This window comes from Tabrizicola sp. (assembly GCF_016793705.1).
Classification (GTDB): Bacteria; Pseudomonadota; Alphaproteobacteria; order Rhodobacterales; family Rhodobacteraceae; genus Tabrizicola.
The window spans coordinates 216,960-232,390 of the sequence record NZ_JAEULO010000068.1; the positions used below are offsets into that span (position 1 = coordinate 216,960).

Annotated in this window: 19 protein-coding genes; 10 read left to right on the top strand and 9 right to left on the bottom strand. The window is 65.6% G+C overall.

Going from position 1 to position 15,431, the window contains the following annotated elements; all coding sequences use genetic code 11:
• The first annotated feature begins 34 nt into the window (after positions 1-34).
• The 7 genes from JNJ68_RS18515 (at position 35) to JNJ68_RS18545 (ending at position 6,441) form a co-directional block, all read left to right on the top strand.
• A complete protein-coding gene (locus JNJ68_RS18515; RefSeq protein WP_294984967.1) occupies positions 35-1,405 on the top strand; it encodes an MFS transporter in 1,371 nt (456 codons plus the stop codon).
• Positions 1,402-2,310, top strand: a complete 909-nt coding sequence (gene mepA, locus JNJ68_RS18520; protein ID WP_294984969.1) for a penicillin-insensitive murein endopeptidase — start codon at positions 1,402-1,404, stop codon at positions 2,308-2,310. Before JNJ68_RS18515 ends, mepA begins: the two co-directional genes overlap by 4 nt.
• 94 nt (positions 2,311-2,404) lie before the next feature.
• Positions 2,405-3,025, top strand: a complete 621-nt coding sequence (locus tag JNJ68_RS18525) for a queuosine precursor transporter (RefSeq protein WP_294984971.1) — start codon at positions 2,405-2,407, stop codon at positions 3,023-3,025.
• 328 nt (positions 3,026-3,353) lie between these two features.
• A complete protein-coding gene (gene arfB / locus JNJ68_RS18530) occupies positions 3,354-3,776 on the top strand; it encodes an alternative ribosome rescue aminoacyl-tRNA hydrolase ArfB (RefSeq protein WP_294984974.1) in 423 nt (140 codons plus the stop codon).
• Positions 3,773-4,684 (top strand): phosphotransferase, encoded by a 912-nt coding sequence (locus JNJ68_RS18535; protein WP_294984977.1) that lies wholly within the window; start codon positions 3,773-3,775, stop codon positions 4,682-4,684. Before arfB ends, JNJ68_RS18535 begins: the two co-directional genes overlap by 4 nt.
• 81 nt (positions 4,685-4,765) lie before the next feature.
• Positions 4,766-5,410 carry a DUF47 family protein gene (locus tag JNJ68_RS18540; protein ID WP_294984978.1) on the top strand — a complete coding sequence of 215 codons (645 nt, stop codon included), beginning with the start codon at positions 4,766-4,768 and terminating at the stop codon, positions 5,408-5,410.
• An 8-nt stretch (positions 5,411-5,418) separates the two neighbouring features.
• Positions 5,419-6,441, top strand: a complete 1,023-nt coding sequence (locus tag JNJ68_RS18545) for an inorganic phosphate transporter (RefSeq protein WP_294984981.1) — start codon at positions 5,419-5,421, stop codon at positions 6,439-6,441.
• A gap of 6 nt (positions 6,442-6,447) precedes the next feature.
• Here JNJ68_RS18545 and pncB read toward each other — a convergent pair whose 3' ends face one another.
• Both pncB and pncA read right to left on the bottom strand, forming a co-directional pair.
• A complete protein-coding gene (pncB, locus tag JNJ68_RS18550; RefSeq protein ID WP_294984984.1) occupies positions 6,448-7,740 on the bottom strand; it encodes a nicotinate phosphoribosyltransferase in 1,293 nt (430 codons plus the stop codon).
• The gene (gene pncA / locus JNJ68_RS18555) at positions 7,741-8,349 is read right to left on the bottom strand and encodes a bifunctional nicotinamidase/pyrazinamidase (protein ID WP_294984987.1); all 609 of its coding nucleotides are present in this window, start codon (positions 8,347-8,349) and stop codon (positions 7,741-7,743) included.
• A gap of 100 nt (positions 8,350-8,449) precedes the next feature.
• Here pncA and JNJ68_RS18560 point away from each other — a divergent pair, with 100 nt between their 5' ends.
• Positions 8,450-9,352, top strand: a complete 903-nt coding sequence (locus tag JNJ68_RS18560; protein WP_294984990.1) for a rhodanese-related sulfurtransferase — start codon at positions 8,450-8,452, stop codon at positions 9,350-9,352.
• On the opposite strand, the gene JNJ68_RS18565 is transcribed toward JNJ68_RS18560, so the two are convergent.
• Positions 9,349-10,386, bottom strand: a complete 1,038-nt coding sequence (locus tag JNJ68_RS18565; protein ID WP_294984993.1) for an LLM class flavin-dependent oxidoreductase — start codon at positions 10,384-10,386, stop codon at positions 9,349-9,351. The genes JNJ68_RS18560 and JNJ68_RS18565 overlap by 4 nt on opposite strands.
• A 261-nt stretch (positions 10,387-10,647) precedes the next feature.
• Between JNJ68_RS18565 and JNJ68_RS18570 the strand changes: the two genes are divergently transcribed.
• Positions 10,648-11,130, top strand: a complete 483-nt coding sequence (locus tag JNJ68_RS18570) for a RidA family protein (protein WP_294984995.1) — start codon at positions 10,648-10,650, stop codon at positions 11,128-11,130.
• Between the two features lie 2 nt (positions 11,131-11,132).
• Here the strand turns inward: JNJ68_RS18570 and JNJ68_RS18575 are convergent, their stop codons facing one another.
• Positions 11,133-11,315: a hypothetical protein gene (locus tag JNJ68_RS18575; protein ID WP_294984998.1), complete on the bottom strand. Its 183-nt coding sequence runs from the start codon at positions 11,313-11,315 to the stop codon at positions 11,133-11,135.
• 95 nt (positions 11,316-11,410) lie between these two features.
• On the opposite strand from JNJ68_RS18575, the gene JNJ68_RS18580 reads away from it, so the two are divergent.
• Entirely contained in the window at positions 11,411-12,280 is an 870-nt protein-coding gene (locus tag JNJ68_RS18580) for a LysR substrate-binding domain-containing protein (protein ID WP_294985000.1), read from the top strand.
• A 41-nt stretch (positions 12,281-12,321) separates the two neighbouring features.
• On the opposite strand, the gene JNJ68_RS18585 is transcribed toward JNJ68_RS18580, so the two are convergent.
• The 5 genes from JNJ68_RS18585 to JNJ68_RS18605 form a co-directional block, all read right to left on the bottom strand.
• Entirely contained in the window at positions 12,322-13,044 is a 723-nt protein-coding gene (locus JNJ68_RS18585) for an NYN domain-containing protein (RefSeq protein ID WP_294985003.1), read from the bottom strand.
• Positions 13,045-13,106: 62 nt separating this feature from the next.
• A complete protein-coding gene (gene ybaK / locus JNJ68_RS18590; protein WP_294985005.1) occupies positions 13,107-13,577 on the bottom strand; it encodes a Cys-tRNA(Pro) deacylase in 471 nt (156 codons plus the stop codon).
• A 3-nt stretch (positions 13,578-13,580) separates the two neighbouring features.
• A complete protein-coding gene (locus JNJ68_RS18595; protein WP_294985008.1) occupies positions 13,581-13,994 on the bottom strand; it encodes a type II toxin-antitoxin system VapC family toxin in 414 nt (137 codons plus the stop codon).
• The gene (locus JNJ68_RS18600) at positions 13,994-14,236 is read right to left on the bottom strand and encodes a type II toxin-antitoxin system Phd/YefM family antitoxin (RefSeq protein WP_294985011.1); all 243 of its coding nucleotides are present in this window, start codon (positions 14,234-14,236) and stop codon (positions 13,994-13,996) included. Before JNJ68_RS18600 ends, JNJ68_RS18595 begins: the two co-directional genes overlap by 1 nt.
• 60 nt (positions 14,237-14,296) lie before the next feature.
• The gene (locus JNJ68_RS18605) at positions 14,297-15,427 is read right to left on the bottom strand and encodes an S-(hydroxymethyl)glutathione dehydrogenase/class III alcohol dehydrogenase (protein WP_294985014.1); all 1,131 of its coding nucleotides are present in this window, start codon (positions 15,425-15,427) and stop codon (positions 14,297-14,299) included.
• Between the last annotated feature and the right edge of the window lie 4 nt (positions 15,428-15,431).

The window sequence follows — 15,431 nt, forward strand, 5'->3', positions numbered from 1 at the left end:
TCCGGCTTCACTTCGCGGAAAACAGGGGGCGGGAATGGCAAGCGCGCGGCAGCGGATCTGGGGCTGGTATTTCTTCGACTGGGCCAGCCAGCCCTACAACACGCTGCTTCTCACCTTCATCTTCGGTCCCTATTTCACGGAAATCGCCATCGGCTACTACATGGGCGAAGGTCTTGACCCCGACGCGGCCGCAGCCGCGGCGCAGGGCTTCTGGGGCTGGGGGATCGCCGCGAGTTCCGTGCTGATCGCCATCTTTGCGCCGATCCTGGGCGCCATGGCCGACAGCACCGGGCGGCGGCTGGTCTGGGTCTGGTTCTTTTCCGCCTTCTATGTGGTGGGGTCCTGGGCGCTTTGGTGGGTCGCGCCCGGCGGCGGGATCGACGTGCTTTACTGGGCGGTTTTTTTCTTCGGCCTCGGTTTCATCGGGATGGAGTTCGCCACGATCTTCACCAATGCCCTGATGCCCAGCCTGTCGGCGCATGACGAGCTTGGGGCGATCTCCGGCTCGGGATTTGCCTTCGGCTATCTTGGCGGGCTGGTCGCTTTGGTTATCATGCTGGGATTCTTCGTCTCGAAACCCGAAGATGGCCTGACCTATCTGGGCCTGCCCCCCCTTCTGGGCGAGGATGCCGAGACCCAGGTCGGCACCCGGATCGTCGGCCCCTTCACCGCCGTCTGGTATATCCTGTTCATGGTGCCGTTCTTCCTCTGGGTGAAAGAGCCGCGCACGACGGCGGCGCATATCGGCCTTGGCCGGGCCATCGGGCAGGTCAGGGAGATGTTGGCCTCGCTGCGATTCCGCAACAGCCTCAAGGCCTATCTGGTGTCGTCGCTGCTGTATCGCGACGCGCTGAACGCGCTTTATGCCTTTGGCGGCGTCTACGCGAAGGGCGTACTGGGGTGGAGCATCGGGCAGATCGGCATCTTCGGGATCGTCGGTGCCGCGGCGGCCGTCCTCGCCTCGTGGATCGGCGGCAAGCTGGACCGTGCCTTCGGTCCAAGGCCGGTGATCGCCGTCAGCATCCTGGTGCTGATCCTCGTCTGCGCGGTGCTGGTCGGCATGACGCGCGAACAGGTCTGGGGCATCGCGCTTGACCCGGCCAGCAAGGCCTCGGACGACATCCTCTTCTTCTGCGGTGCACTGATCGGGGCGGCGGGCGGCACGGTGCAGGCGGCAAGCCGCACGATGATGGTGCGCCACACGACGCCCGAGCGCGCGACCGAGGCCTTCGGCCTGTTCGCCCTGTCGGGCAAGGTGGCAAGCTTCATCGCGCCGGCGCTGATCGCGATTGTTACAGGGATCAGCGGATCGCAGCGCATCGGCTTTTCGCCGCTGATCCTGCTGTTTCTCCTCGGCCTGATCCTGCTAGTTTGGGTCAATCCCAAAGGTGAGCAGCCGAGATGATCCCCCGTTTCCTCGCCAGCGCGCTGTTGTGCGCGGCCCTCCTGTCCCCCGCCCCCGCCCAGGCCGAGAAGCTGGCCAACAAGCTTTTCGGCGCGATGGCGGCCCCTTCGGCGCAGGATGCGATGCCCATCGGTTCCTACGCCAAGGGTTGCGGGGCCGGGCTGGTGGAGCTGCCGGAAACGGGGCCGACCTGGCAGGCGATGCGGCTTTCGCGGCACCGCAACTTCGGCCAGCCGGTGATGATCCAGTTCCTGATGGACCTTTCGGCCACGGCGCGCGAGATCGGCTTCGGCAAGGGCCTCTACATCGGCGACATCAGCCAGCCGCGCGGCGGGCCGATGACCAGCGGTCACGCCAGCCACCAGATCGGGCTCGACGCCGATATCTGGATGCTGCCGCCGCGCAGCCTGACCCTGACCGAAGCGGAACGCGAGGCGATCAGCTCGATCCCGGTGCGGTCGGCGGACCAGCGCTCGGTGACGGAGAACTGGACAAAGGTCCACCGCGAGCTGCTGAAGCAGGCCGCGCTCGACCCGCGCGTCGACCGCATCTTCGTGGCCGCGGCGGTCAAGATCGAGATGTGCCGCACCGCCAAGGCCCGCGACAAGAAATGGCTGCAGAAGATCAGGCCCATCGCCGGGCATGACACCCATTTCCACGTCCGGCTGAAATGCCCCAAGGGCGCGCGGCTGTGTGAAACCCAAAGCCCGACGGTCGCCGAGCTGTCGAAAGGCGGCGACGGCTGTGACGAGACGCTGATGTGGTGGGTGACGGATTACCTGAACCCGCCCAAGGCCGACCCGAAGAAGCCGAAGGACGAGGATGCGCCGAAGAAGAAAGGGCCGCGCGAATTCACCATGGCCGACCTGCCCAAGCAGTGCAAAGGCGTGCTGGCCTCGGATTAGGTTGACTTGGGCCTTCCGTCGGCATAGATCGCGCCCGCTCCCGCCCCGATGGTGGGGGCCAAGTCTCCGCGACCTTGCCAAAACGGAACAGCACATGCGCATCTTTCTGCCCGGCGTCATCGCCATGGCGATCATCGTCGTCGCCTCCAACATCCTTGTCCAATACCCGCTCGGGGCTTTTCTGACCTGGGGGGCCTTCACCTATCCTTTCGCTTTCCTGGTGAACGAGATCGTCAACCGCTTCGAAGGCTCCGCCGCCGCCCGCAAGGTGGTGCTTGTGGGGTTCGTCACCGGGATCGTCTGCTCCTTCATCGGCACGCAGGTGCAGGGCGAGTTCGGCCCGCTTGTCACCTTCCGCATCGCCCTCGGCTCTGGCGCGGCATTCCTGTCGGCGCAGCTTCTGGACATCACCATCTTCAACCGCTTCCGCCGGGGCCTGTGGTGGAAGGCGCCGCTGATCTCGCCGGTGATCTCCTCCACCCTCGACACGGCGATCTTCTTCACCATCGCCTTCTCGGCGGCGTTCACCTTCCTGGAACCCGGCGTCGACGTGTCCTGGGCGACGCAACCCGCCCCGCTTCTCGGCATTGGTCCCGAGGCGCCGTTCTGGGTTTCGCTGGCGGTTGGTGACTGGCTGGTGAAGCTTCTGCTTGCCGGGGTGGCATTGTTGCCATTTCGATTGGCACTGGCAAAGCTCGCCACAAGGGTTGCGTGATTTGTTTTGACAAACACAAAATCTGTGTCACCCTCCCCCTATCGGCAACCATTTGAAAGGAGGTGATCCAGTGTCTAGAGTGATATTGGAGAGAGGTGTCGGGACAGTCGGAGGGCGTATTTTCTAAGGGCAGCCCCTGGGAAATAAACCACCGATTGGATTTGGATGCCTAACTGGCCCATCTCCTTGGATCTCGGAAAGGGTTGCCTGAGCAGGGCAACCCTTTCTCTATTTCTCCTGGCCGATACAAAATTCTTCTGCGAAGAATTCCGGCCCGCAATTCTTCGCAGAAGAATTGTGCCCGCGCCCCGCAACCAAGACCTGACCCATGCTGCACGTCACCGAAACCCTTACCATCGCCGAATGGGAACTCACCGAAAGCTTCATGCGGGCCTCCGGCCCCGGCGGCCAGAACGTCAACAAGGTCTCGACCGCCGTCGAACTGCGCTTCGAGGCGGAGCGGTCGCCGCATCTGGCGCCCGGCGTGAAGGCGCGGCTGAGGAAGCTGGCCGGGCGGCGCTGGACCACCGAAGGCGCCATCGTGATCCAGGTCGATGAAACCCGCAGCCAGGCCCGCAATCGCGACATCGCACGGGAGCGGCTGGTGGAGATGATCCGTGCCGCACTGGTCGCGCCGAAGCGGCGGATCGCCACCAAGCCAACGCTCGGCAGCCAGCGCCGTCGCATCGCGGCCAAGACCCAGCGCGGCGAGGTCAAGGCCCTGCGCGGCAAGGTGGGGGACGAGGAATGACCGCAGCCGAAATCGCAGCAGAGGCCTGGGGCGCCCGCATCCTCCGCACCCTGCGCGACCGCGAGAACCACGTCTGTGAATGCGTCCTGCCCTCGGGCGACCGCGCCGCGCTGCGCCTGCACCGCGCGGGCTACCAGTCGCCCGCCGCCATCCGGTCCGAGCTTTGGTGGTGCGCCGAACTGGCCCGCGCGGGCCTGCCCGTCCCCGCGGCCCTGCCGGCCCGCGACGGACAGCTCCTCGTCAGCCTGCCGGATGGCCGCCATGCGTCGGTCATCGCCTGGATCGAGGGCGAGGCCCTGGGCGAGGCGGCGAAGCCTTTCAGCCGCCCGTTGCCGCAGGTGCTGGACCTCTACCACAGCCTCGGCGCGCTGCTGGCCCGCGTGCACCGGGCGACGGATTGGATGACCCTGCCCGAAGGCTTCACCCGCCCCCTCTGGGACCTCGATGGCCTTGTCGGCGAAACCCCGTTCTGGGGCCGCTTCTGGGACCATCCCGCCGCCACCCCGGATCAGCGCGGGGTGCTGATCCGCGCCCGCGACGCCCTGCGCGAGCGACTGTCGGGCGAGCTCGGCCTGATCCATGCCGACGTGCTGCGCGAGAATGTGCTGGTGAACGGCCGTTCGGTATCGCTGATCGACTTTGACGATTCAGGCTTCGGCTTCCGGCTATACGACCTCGGCACCGCTCTGGTGCAAACGGTCTTCCACCCGCAGCAGCCGCAGTTGCGCGAGGCGCTGATGGCGGGCTACGGCACGACCGACGAAGCGATGGTCCGGACGTTCACCCTTGCCCGCACGCTCGCCTCGGTCGGCTGGACCATGCCGCGCCTCCAGCCCGATGACCCTATCCACAAAAGTCACCTTGCGCGGGCGGTCATGGTCGCGGAACAGGTCCTCGGACCCGTGTGACACTCATGTAACGGATTGCGGAAACTTTTGTGAACGGCTAGTCGGAGCGCCGGAACGCAGGCCCACGCCCGGAGAGTCGCCATGTTCAAGCTCATCAAGGCCATCATGCCGCGGTCGGACAATTTCTTCGACCTGTTCGAGGCCCAGGCCCACAAGGCGCAAGAGGCGGCGCAGACCCTGCGGGCCATCCTGGACGGCGGCCCCGATACGGCGGACAAGTGCACGCGCCTCTCCACGCAGGAGGAAGAGGCCGACCAGATCAGCTACGAGGTGATGCAGTCGATCCGCCGCAGCTTCATCACCCCCTTCGACCGGTCCGACATCAAGGCGCTGTCGACCTCGCTGGACGATGCCATCGACCAGATGAACAAGACGGGCAAGACGGTGATGCTGTATGACGTGGCCGCCTTCCAGCCCAACATGCGGGCGATGGGCGACCGGATCATCCTCTTGGCCAATATCGTTGCCGACGCCCTGCCGCTGATGCGCAACATCGGCGCGCATTCCAGCCAGTTGCACCAGATGGTCGGCGAGATCAGCCGGATCGAGGAACAGTCGGACCAGATGTATGACACGGGGCTGAAAGAGCTGTTCAAGGCCACCCCGAAGGATCAGGCGCTGGACTTCGTGATCGGGGCCGAGCTTTTCGACCGGCTGGAAAAGGTCTGCGACCGCTTCGAGGACGTGGCTCACGTCATGAGCGACATTGTCATCGAGCACGTATAGGGCGCGCCATGGACGCCGGTTCCGTCACCTTCCTGCTGGTCTTCCTGATCGGCATCGCCTTCCTGTTCGACCTTCTGAACGGGATGCACGATGCGGCGAACTCCATCGCCACCATCGTTTCGACGCGGGTATTGTCGCCCTTCCTGGCGGTCCTCTGGGCCGCCTTCTTCAACTTCGCCGCCTATTTCATCGGCCACCATTTCGGCTTCGAGGCCAAGGTCGCCTCGACCATCGGCAAGGGGCTGATCGACCCTGACATGGTCACGAACGCGGTGATCTTCGGCGCGCTGATGGGCGCGATTGTCTGGAACGTCATCACCTGGCGGCTGGGGATCCCCTCATCCTCCTCGCATGCTCTGGTCGGCGGCATCATCGGGGCAGGCGTCGCCAAGGCGGGCTTCCCGGCGATCCAGTGGGCGGGTCTGTCGAAGACGCTGGTCGCCATCGTGCTGTCGCCGGTGACGGGCTTCGTCCTCGGCATCCTTCTGGTGGTGCTGATCAGCTGGCTTTTCGTCCGCGCCAATCCGGCCCGCACCGACGGCATCTTCCGCAAGCTCCAGCTTCTGACCTCGGCGCTCTATTCCATCGGCCACGGCTCGAACGACGCGCAGAAGACCGCCGGGATCATCGCCGTGCTCCTCTACGCCAACGGCTACTACACGGAATTCACCGTCCCGGCCTGGGTCGTCCTGTCCTGCTTCACCATCATGGGCATCGGCACCATGCTGGGCGGCTGGCGCATCGTGCATACGATGGGGTCGAAGATCACCCGGCTGACCCCGATGCAGGGTGCCTGCGCCGAAAGCGCCGGGGCGTTGACCCTGTTCGCGGCGACCTATATGGGCATCCCGGTCTCGACCACCCACACGATCACCTCCTCCATCGTCGGCGTGGGTGCCGCCCGCAGGGTCCATGCCGTGCGCTGGGGGTTGGCGAGCCGTATCGTCTGGGCCTGGGTCATCACCATTCCCGCCGCCGCAATCATGGGCGCGGTGTTCTACGGGATCGGCGAGTTGTTCATCGGCACCTGACGTCGGTCAGACCAGCACTTCCTGCGCCTCCTGCTGGCCCACACCGAAGACGCGTTTGTAGCGTTCGATCTCGTCCTTCGGGCCCATGGCCTTGGCCGGGTTGTCCGACAGTTTCACCGTGGGCCGACCGTTCGCCGACAGCGCCTTGCAGACCAGGCTGAACGGCGCCAGCGCATCGCCTGCGACCAGCCCGCGAAAGTCGTTGGTCAGCATGGTGCCCCAGCCGAAGGAGACCTTCACCCGTCCGTGGAACTGCGCGTAGAGCTGTTCGATGGTATCGACGTCCAGCCCGTCCGAGAAGATGACCAGCTTCTGCCGCGGATCCTCGCCGCGCTCCTGCCACCAGCGGATCGCGATCTCCGCCCCCTTCGCCGGATCGCCGGAATCGATGCGGATGCCGGTCCAGCCCGCCAGCCAGTCAGGCGCGTTCTTCAGGAAGCCCTCGGTGCCATAGGTGTCGGGCAGGATGATCCGCAGGTTGCCCTCATGCTCTTCCTGCCAGTCGGCCAGAACGCGATACGGGGCCTGGCGCAGCTCCTCATCTGAATTGGCCAGGGCACTGTAAACCATCGGCAATTCATGCGCATTGGTCCCGATGGCCTCGATATCGCGGCGCATGGCGATGCGGCAGTTCGAGGTGCCGGTGAACTTCGATCCCAGCCCCTCCTGCATCGCCTGCACACACCAGTCCTGCCACAGGAACCCGTGCCGTCGTCGGGTTCCGAAATCGGCGATCTTCAGCCCGTCGATCTTCTTCAGCCGCTCGATCTTCTCCCAAAGCCGGGTCATCGCGCGGGCATAAAGCACCTGCAGCTCGAACTTGCCCATGTCGTTCAGCACGGCGCGGCTGCGCAGCTCCATCAGCACCGCCAGCGCCGGGATTTCCCACAGCATGACCTCGGGCCAGCGCCCCTCGAAGGTCAGCTCGAACTGCCCGTCGCGCTTTTCCAGGTGATAGGCGGGCAGGCGCAACCCCTCGAACCATTCCATGAAATCAGGGCGGAACATCTGCCGCTTGCCATAGAAGGTGTTCCCCCGCAGCCAGGTGCTTTCCCCCCGCGTCAATGAGACGGTGCGCACATGGTCAAGCTGCTCGCGCAACTCGCCCTCGTCGATCAGGTCGGCGAGGCGCACCTTGGTCGAGCGGTTGATGAGCGAGAACACCACGTTGGTGTCCGGCTTGTTTCGGAAAATCGATTGGCACATCAACAGCTTGTAGAAGTCGGTGTCGATCAGCGACCGCACGATCGGGTCGATCTTCCACTTGTGGTCCCAGACCCGCGTCGCGATATCCACCATCTATGCCTCCAGCGCGACGCCGGCCGCGCGCATCTTGTCCCGCGCTTCGGCCAGGCTGCCGTTCAGGTCGATGGCCCGGGTCGCGCCTTCCAGCACGGTCGCCTTGAATCCCAGTCGCGCCGCGTCCAGCGCGGAATAGGCGACGCAGTAATCGGTGGCGAGGCCGACCAGCGTGAGCGCCGTCACCCCCCGGCTCCTCAGATAGCCTTCCAGCCCGGTGGGCGTGCTGTGGTCGTTCTCGAAGAACGCGGAATAGCTGTCGATCCCGGCGCGAAAGCCTTTGCGGACAATCAGTTGCGCGGGATCGGTGCGCAAAGTCCAGTGGATCTCGGCCCCTTCCGTACCCTGCACGCAATGGGTGGGCCACAGCACCTGCGGCCCGTAGGGCATGTCGATCAGGCTGAAGGGCTCGGCCCCCGGATGGTTGTCGGCAAAGGAGGTGTGGTCGGCCGGATGCCAATCCTGTGTCAGCACAACGGTCGGGAACTCCGTCATCAACCCATTGATCCGACTGATGATTTCATCGCCCCCCGCCACGGCCAGGGCGCCGCCGGGGCAGAAGTCGTTCTGCACGTCGATCACGATCAGCGCTTCGTTCGCGGCTCTCATGGCGGCCTCCCCCGGATCATCCCTCCTTGGTTAGGTCCGGGGGCGGGGTGCGTCAAGCGAAGCGCTTGAAATTCCGGGAGGTTGGGCGCAAAGGGGGGCCATGCTGACCGTCGCTGCGCTGTATCACTTCACCCGCTTCCCCGATCCCGCTGCCCTGAAACCGGGGCTCCTGGAGGTTTGCGAGACGCATGGCGTGAGGGGGTCGCTGCTGCTGGCGCCAGAGGGGATCAACGGCACCATTGCCGGGACCCGCGAAGGGATCGACGCCGCCTTGGCCGCGATCCGCGCCCTGCCGGGCTGTGAAGGGTTGGAGTGGAAGGAAAGTTTTGCCGAGGCAATGCCATTCGGGCGGATGAAGGTGAAGCTGAAGCGCGAGATCGTGACCATGGGGCAGCCCGGCGTGGACCCCCTTGCCCGAGTCGGGAACTATGTCGCGCCTGCCGACTGGAACGCGCTGATCTCGGACCCCGATACCGTGCTGATCGACACGCGGAACGACTACGAGGTGGCCATCGGCACGTTCCGGGGGGCGGTGGACCCCGATACGCGAGCCTTTGGCGAGTTTCCCGATTGGTGGCAGGCGAACCGCGACCGCTTCGCGGGCAAGCGGATCGCGATGTTCTGCACCGGGGGCATCCGTTGCGAGAAGTCGACGAACTACCTTCTGGGGCAAGGGGTCAATCAGGTCTACCACCTGAAGGGCGGCATCCTGAAGTACCTGGAAGAGGTCCCGGAGGCGGAGAGCCTGTGGCTGGGCCAGTGCTTCCTCTTCGACGACCGGGTGTCGGTCGGGCACGGGCTGGTGCCGGGGGGCCTGAAGGTCTGCGGCGCCTGCCGGAGGCCGGTGACAGAGGCGGATCAGGCCGCACCGGAGTATGAGGAAGGGGTCTGCTGCCCGGCCTGCGTCGAGGAATACTCGACCGCCGACCGGGCGCGGTTCCGGGAAAGGCACCGCCAGATGATGTTGGCAGCCAGGCGGGGCCGCCAACATCTTGGGGCCTAGGCCGCCTTGTCGGCCAGCATGTCCTGCACCATCGGGATGACCTTCTCGCCATAAAGCCGGATGCAGTCCATCAGGTCGGCATGCGGGACGGGACCGGTGGAGTATTTCATGTCGAACCGCTGGATTCCCAGCGTCTTCACGGTCTTCGCGATCTTCCGCGCCACCGTCTCGGGCGAGCCCACATACAGCGCGCCGTGGTGAACTTCGCCCAGGTAGCGGTCCTTCGTCACCGGCGGCCAGCCCCGTTCCTTGCCGATGCGACCGAACATCTCGGCATAATGCGGCCAAAGCTTTTCCTGCGCGATTTCATCCGTTTCCGCAACGAAACCGGGCGAGTGGACGCCGATGGGCCGCACGGGTTTCTCCAACTGGGCGCAGGCGCGCTGGTAGAGGTCGACATAAGGCGCAAAGCGCGCCGCATCGCCGCCGATGATCGCCAGCATCAGTTGCAGGTCCTGCCGCACCACCCGCACCACGCTTTCAGGGCTGCCGCCGACGCCAACCCAGACCGTCATCGGCTGGCCCAGCGGCGGGAAAACCTGCTGGTCTTTCAAGGCGCTACGGGTTTCGCCCGACCAAGTCACGCGCGGCTCGCGCAGGAGCTTGGCGAAGAGGTCAAGGCGCTCCTCGAAGAGCTGGTCGTAGTCGTGCAGGTCATGCCCGAAGAGCGGATAGCTTTCGGTAAACGACCCGCGCCCGAGGATCGGCTCCGCCCGGCCGTTCGACAGGGCGTTGAGCGTGGAAAACCGCTGGAAGACGCGGACCGGGTCGTCGGTCGACAGCACCGTGACGGCGGTGCCGAGCTTGATCCGGCTGGTGCGCCCGGCGATGGCGGCCAGCACGATCTCGGGTGAGGAAATCGCGAAATCGGGGCGGTGGTGTTCGCCAAGGCCAATGAAATCAATGCCGATTTCATCGGCGAGCGTGGCCTGGTCCAGGACTTCGCGCAGCACGCGGTCCATGCTTTGCGGCTGGCCGTCAGGACCGACCGAGACGTCGCCGAACGTGTCGAGGCCGAGAGAGATGGGGGTCATGGGAAGCTCCTTTCCGGCCAAGGTAGGGAGGGAGCCGCGACAAATGAATGCGGATTTCGAGAGAGGGGCGGTTCAGCGCCGCACGCATCGGGCAAGCCACGACGAACGCTGGATTAATTGGACGGATCGGCAGCGATCCGGGCGTCTTCCTTCCGTCCCCATCGCGTCTACATTCCGTCGATATGCACGCACGTCCTGCAACCGATTAATCATGGCGGCGAATCGGCGGGCCGGGGCAGGATGACAGGGAAGGAGACCGACATGACATCACCCGAGAAACTGGCCATCGAGATGGGCCTCGACATCCCCGACTTCGACCGTGACGGCTATTACGGCGCGGGTTACGGCACGATGAAACCCTATCATCGGGTCGGCAGCCTGCTGTTCCTGTCGGGCCATGTCGCGCAAAGGGGCACCGAGATCACCCAAAGGGGCCGCCTCGGCGCCGATGTGACGGTGGACCAGGGCTATCAGGCGGCGCGGCGGACCGGGGTGAACGTTCTGGGCGGCATCCGGCAGGCGGTGGGGTCGCTCGACCGCGTGAAGGGGATTGTCCGCAGCCTCAACTTCGTCGTCTGCGCGCCGGAGTTCGAGGAGGTGAACAAGGTCTCCTCGGGTCTGTCGGACCTGTTCGTCGAGGTCTTCGGGCGCGAGCGCGGCCTTGGCGGTCGGGCGACGATTGGCGTGATGGCGCTCGCGAATGGTGTCTGCTTCGAGACCTGGGTCACGGTCGAGGTCGAATAGCCTCAGCGGCAGGGGGCCTGCGCGGCGACATGCGGTTTCAGCGAGGCCCAGGCCGTCAGTCGGGCAATGGCTGCGGTCCAGCGCTGGCGACGATCTGCGCGGAGGACGGCCAGATGTTCTGCCAGATGTTGCGCGTGGGCGGAGCGCGGGGCGATGCGGAGAAGGTCGAGGTTGACGCCGTTCATGGCTTTCGTTCCAGAATTCGATTGCCCTTTGTCATTGCCACAAATCCTGCGATATCTCGACTCAGCAATTTCCTTGGGAAGAAAGTTGAAGTTACGTGTCGCGCTGGCGTGATCTCCCCTCCCTGTCCGCGTTGCGGGCCTTTGACGCCACGGCGCGCAGCGGCAGCTTCGCCGGGGCGGGGCGGGTGCTGAACGTCACCCATGCCGCGGTGACGCAGGCGGTGCGCGGGTTGGAGGCGGATCTGGGCATGCCGCTCGTGAGGCGGACGGGACGGACGGTCAGCCTGACCGAGGCAGGTGAAAGGCTCGCCCGCGCGCTGGACGAGGGGTTCGGCACGGTGGCGGCCGGCATCACCGCCCTGCGCGAGGCCGAGGCGCGGCGGGTGGTGCGGGTCACCACGACGACCTTCATCGCGGAAACCCATGTCATGCCGCGTCTGCCGGACTTCTGGGCGAAACATCCCGGGGTCGAAGTGGCGCTGTCGCCCACTCCGTCGAAGGTCGAGCTGGCCAGGGATGGTTTCGACATGGCGATCCGGGCCTTGTCGGACGGCTGGACCGAACCGCAGGGCGAAGAGATCAGGCCACTGGCCCGCATTCCGCTGCTGGCGGTCTGTGCACCATCGCTGATCGCGGGCCGACGGATGGACTTGCAGGCCCTGCCCTGGATCGTGGGGGAGGACAGCCCCTGGGACAACGAGCAGCTTGGCGCGACGGGGATCGACCCCGCGCGGCTGAACCGGGTGCAGGTGGGCAGTCCGCATCTGGAGATGTCGGCCTGCCGGCAGGGCCTGGGCGCGATGCTGGCGACCGAGATCATCTGCCGGGCGGATCTGGAGGCCGGGCGCCTGGTGCGCCTGCCGCTGGCCGATCTGCCGGAAGTGACCTATGCGGCGGTGCTGCCAAGTGGCCCGCGTCGCCCGGCGGTGGAGGCCTTCGCCGACTGGCTGGCAACGATCTTCTGAGGCTCAGGCCCCGGATCGGGCCCAGGGGTCAGGCCTCGGGGTCAGGCCTTGTCGCGGACCATCAGGTGATTGCCTTCACCCTTGGTCACGTCGAAGCGCCCGGTGCGTTTCAGGAGATCGGAGAGTTTCGCGCTGCCGTAGCTGCGGGGATCGAAGTCGGGATAGAGCTGCACAAGGACGTTGCCGAGCTGGCCGAGAGAATAGCTGTCCTCCTCGACGCCGATCTTCTTCATCGCCGCAAGGATCAGCGGGATGGCTTTCGAGGGCGCGTCTTTCTCGGCCCGGCTTGGCCTGGCCGGTGCCGGGGCATCGGCCGCGGGTTCCGGGGACGCCGAGAGGTTTTCAAGGAAGATGAAGCGGTTGCAGACATTGCGCAGGCTTTCGGGGGTCTTCTTCTCGCCCACCCCTATGACCTGGAGCCCGTCCTCGCGGATGCGGCTGGCAAGCCGGGTGAAATCGCTGTCCGACGACACCAGAACGAAGCCGTCGACCTTGCCCGCGTGCAATATGTCCATCGCATCGATGACAAGGCCGATGTCGGAGGCGTTCTTGCCCCTGGTGTTCGCGGATTGCTGGTGCATGACAAGGCCAAGGCTGCGGGCCTTTTCCTTCCATTGCGCCAGTGCGGAGGAGGACCAGTCGCCATAGACGCGACGGACCGAGGGTTCGCCATAGGCGGCGAGTTCGTCGAGCACGGCCTCGATGTGGCGGGCGGGAATGTTGTCGGCGTCGATCAGGACGGCAAGGCGGGGATCGGCGGGCATCGGGGCCTCCTTGGGGTGCTCCCTTTGTCGCCGAACCGGGTCGGCGGGGGAAGCGGAAAGCGTCAGGCGATCAGCGGCAGGGCCTGCGCGGAAAGTGCCCGGAGCGCAGCCTCGGGCGTGAGCGACAGCAGGAGCCCGCGCTGGCCCGCGTTGATCCAGACACGCGCGGCGGTGCAGGCTGTGCCCTCGATAGCCGTGGGAACAGCCCGCTTCTGCCCGAAGGGAGAGATGCCGCCGACATGATAGCCGGTCAGCTTCTCGGCCTTCGGCGCGGGCATCATCGCGGCGGACTTGCCGCCAAAGGCCGTGGCAACGCGCTTCATGGAAAGCTGCCGGTCCGAGGGGATGACGCAGCAGGCGGGCTTGCCGTCGATCTCGACCATCAGGGTCTTGAGCATGACGGCAGGGTCGATCCCCAGCGCCTCTGCCGCCTGCAGGCCCGTCGCCTCGGCCTTCGGATCATAGGCGTAGGGGTGCAGCGTGACCTCGATCCCGAGGCCAGCCAGCGCGCGGAGGGCAGGGGTGGAGGACATGGGTCAGACCAGCGGTTCGGGGAAAGGTGATTGCACCTTGGCTCCGGTGGCGAGGAAGGCGCGGTCACCGGTGACGACCGTCGCGTCCAGCGCGAGAGCGATGGCGGCGATCTGGAGATCGGCGCCGGTATTGCCGATGCGGGCGGAAAGCTGACCCCAGATGCGGGCGGCCGGGGCGTCGAAGGGCAGGATGCGGTCGGCGAAAAGCCGGGTGGTGCGGTCGAGCCAGGCGCGAAGCTCGCCGGCGAAGACCGGGTCGCGACGGGACTGCTGGGCGATGCCTCGTTCGATTTCGCCAAGGGTGATGACGCTGAGAAACAGTGCATCGTCCGGCTTGTCGGCCAGCCAGCGGGTGACATGCGGTGCGCGGTCGGGGCGGCGCAGCGCCGACAGGACGTTGGTGTCGAGGAGGAACATCAGAAGGAAACGTCGCGTGGCAGTGCCCCGGCCCTGTCGATTTCCCCGCCGGGAAAGGCAAGCAGGTGGTCGGCAAACCGGCCCCGATGTTGGCCCGCCTCCGAGACGAGACGCGCGTAGTCGCTGGCCGACAGCACGACGACGGCAGGCTTTCCGCGCCGGGTCACTTCCTGCGGTCTTCCGCCAAGCGCGGCTTCGACCACTTCGGAAAAGCGATTCTTGGCGTCCTGCAAAGTCCACATGAGCACACCTATCTAGCCAGATAGCTAGCTAGATAGGTTGAAGGCTTTCTCCCGTCAAGCCTAGTACACCACCACGGCCCGGATCGACTTGCCCTCGTGCATCAGGTCGAAGCCCTTGTTGATGTCTTCCAGCTTCAGGATGTGGGTGATCATCGAGTCGATCTCGATCTTGCCGTCCATGTACCAGTCGACGATCTTCGGCACGTCGGTCCGGCCGCGCGCGCCGCCGAAGGCGGTGCCTTTCCACACCCGGCCCGTGACCAGCTGGAAGGGCCGCGTCTCGATCGTGGCCCCGGCGGGCGCAACGCCGATCACGATCGACTGGCCCCAGCCACGATGGGTGCATTCCAGCGCCGCCCGCATCACCTTGACGTTGCCGGTGCAGTCGAACGAATAGTCCACCCCGCCGATCTTGTCGAAGGGCGTCTTCGTCATGCCGACGATATGGGCCACCACGTCGCCCTCGATCTTGGTCGGGTTGACGAAATGGGTCATCCCGAACTTGCGGCCCCATTCCTCCTTGTCGTCGTTGATGTCGACGCCGATGATCTTGTCCGCGCCCGCCAGCTTCAGCCCCTGGATCACGTTCAGCCCGATCCCGCCCAGCCCGAACACAGCCGCCGTCGCGCCCTGTTCCACCTTGGCGGTGTTCAGCACCGCGCCGACCCCGGTGGTGACACCGCAGCCGATGTAGCAGATCTTGTCGAACGGCGCGTCGTCGCGGACCTTGGCCAGCGCGATCTCGGGCAGGACGGTGTGGTTCGCGAAGGTCGAGCAGCCCATGTAGTGATAGATCGGCGTGCCATCCAGCATCGAGAACCGCGTCGTCCCGTCCGGCATCAGCCCCTTGCCCTGCGTGTCCCGGATCGCGGTGCAGAGGTTGGTCTTGCGCGAAAGGCAGGACGGGCATTCCCGGCATTCCGGCGTGTAGAGCGGGATCACATGGTCGCCCGGTTTCAGCGTCTTCACGCCGGGGCCGCATTTCACCACCACCCCCGCGCCTTCATGCCCCAGGATCGAGGGGAAGATGCCTTCCGGGTCGGCACCCGAAAGGGTGAATTCGTCGGTATGGCAGATGCCGGTGGCCTTGATCTCGATCAGGACCTCGCCTTCCTTGGGGTCGTCGAGGTTGACCTCCATCACCTGCAATGGCTTGCCTGCGGCGACGGCAACGGCGGCACGGGTGCGCATGGGG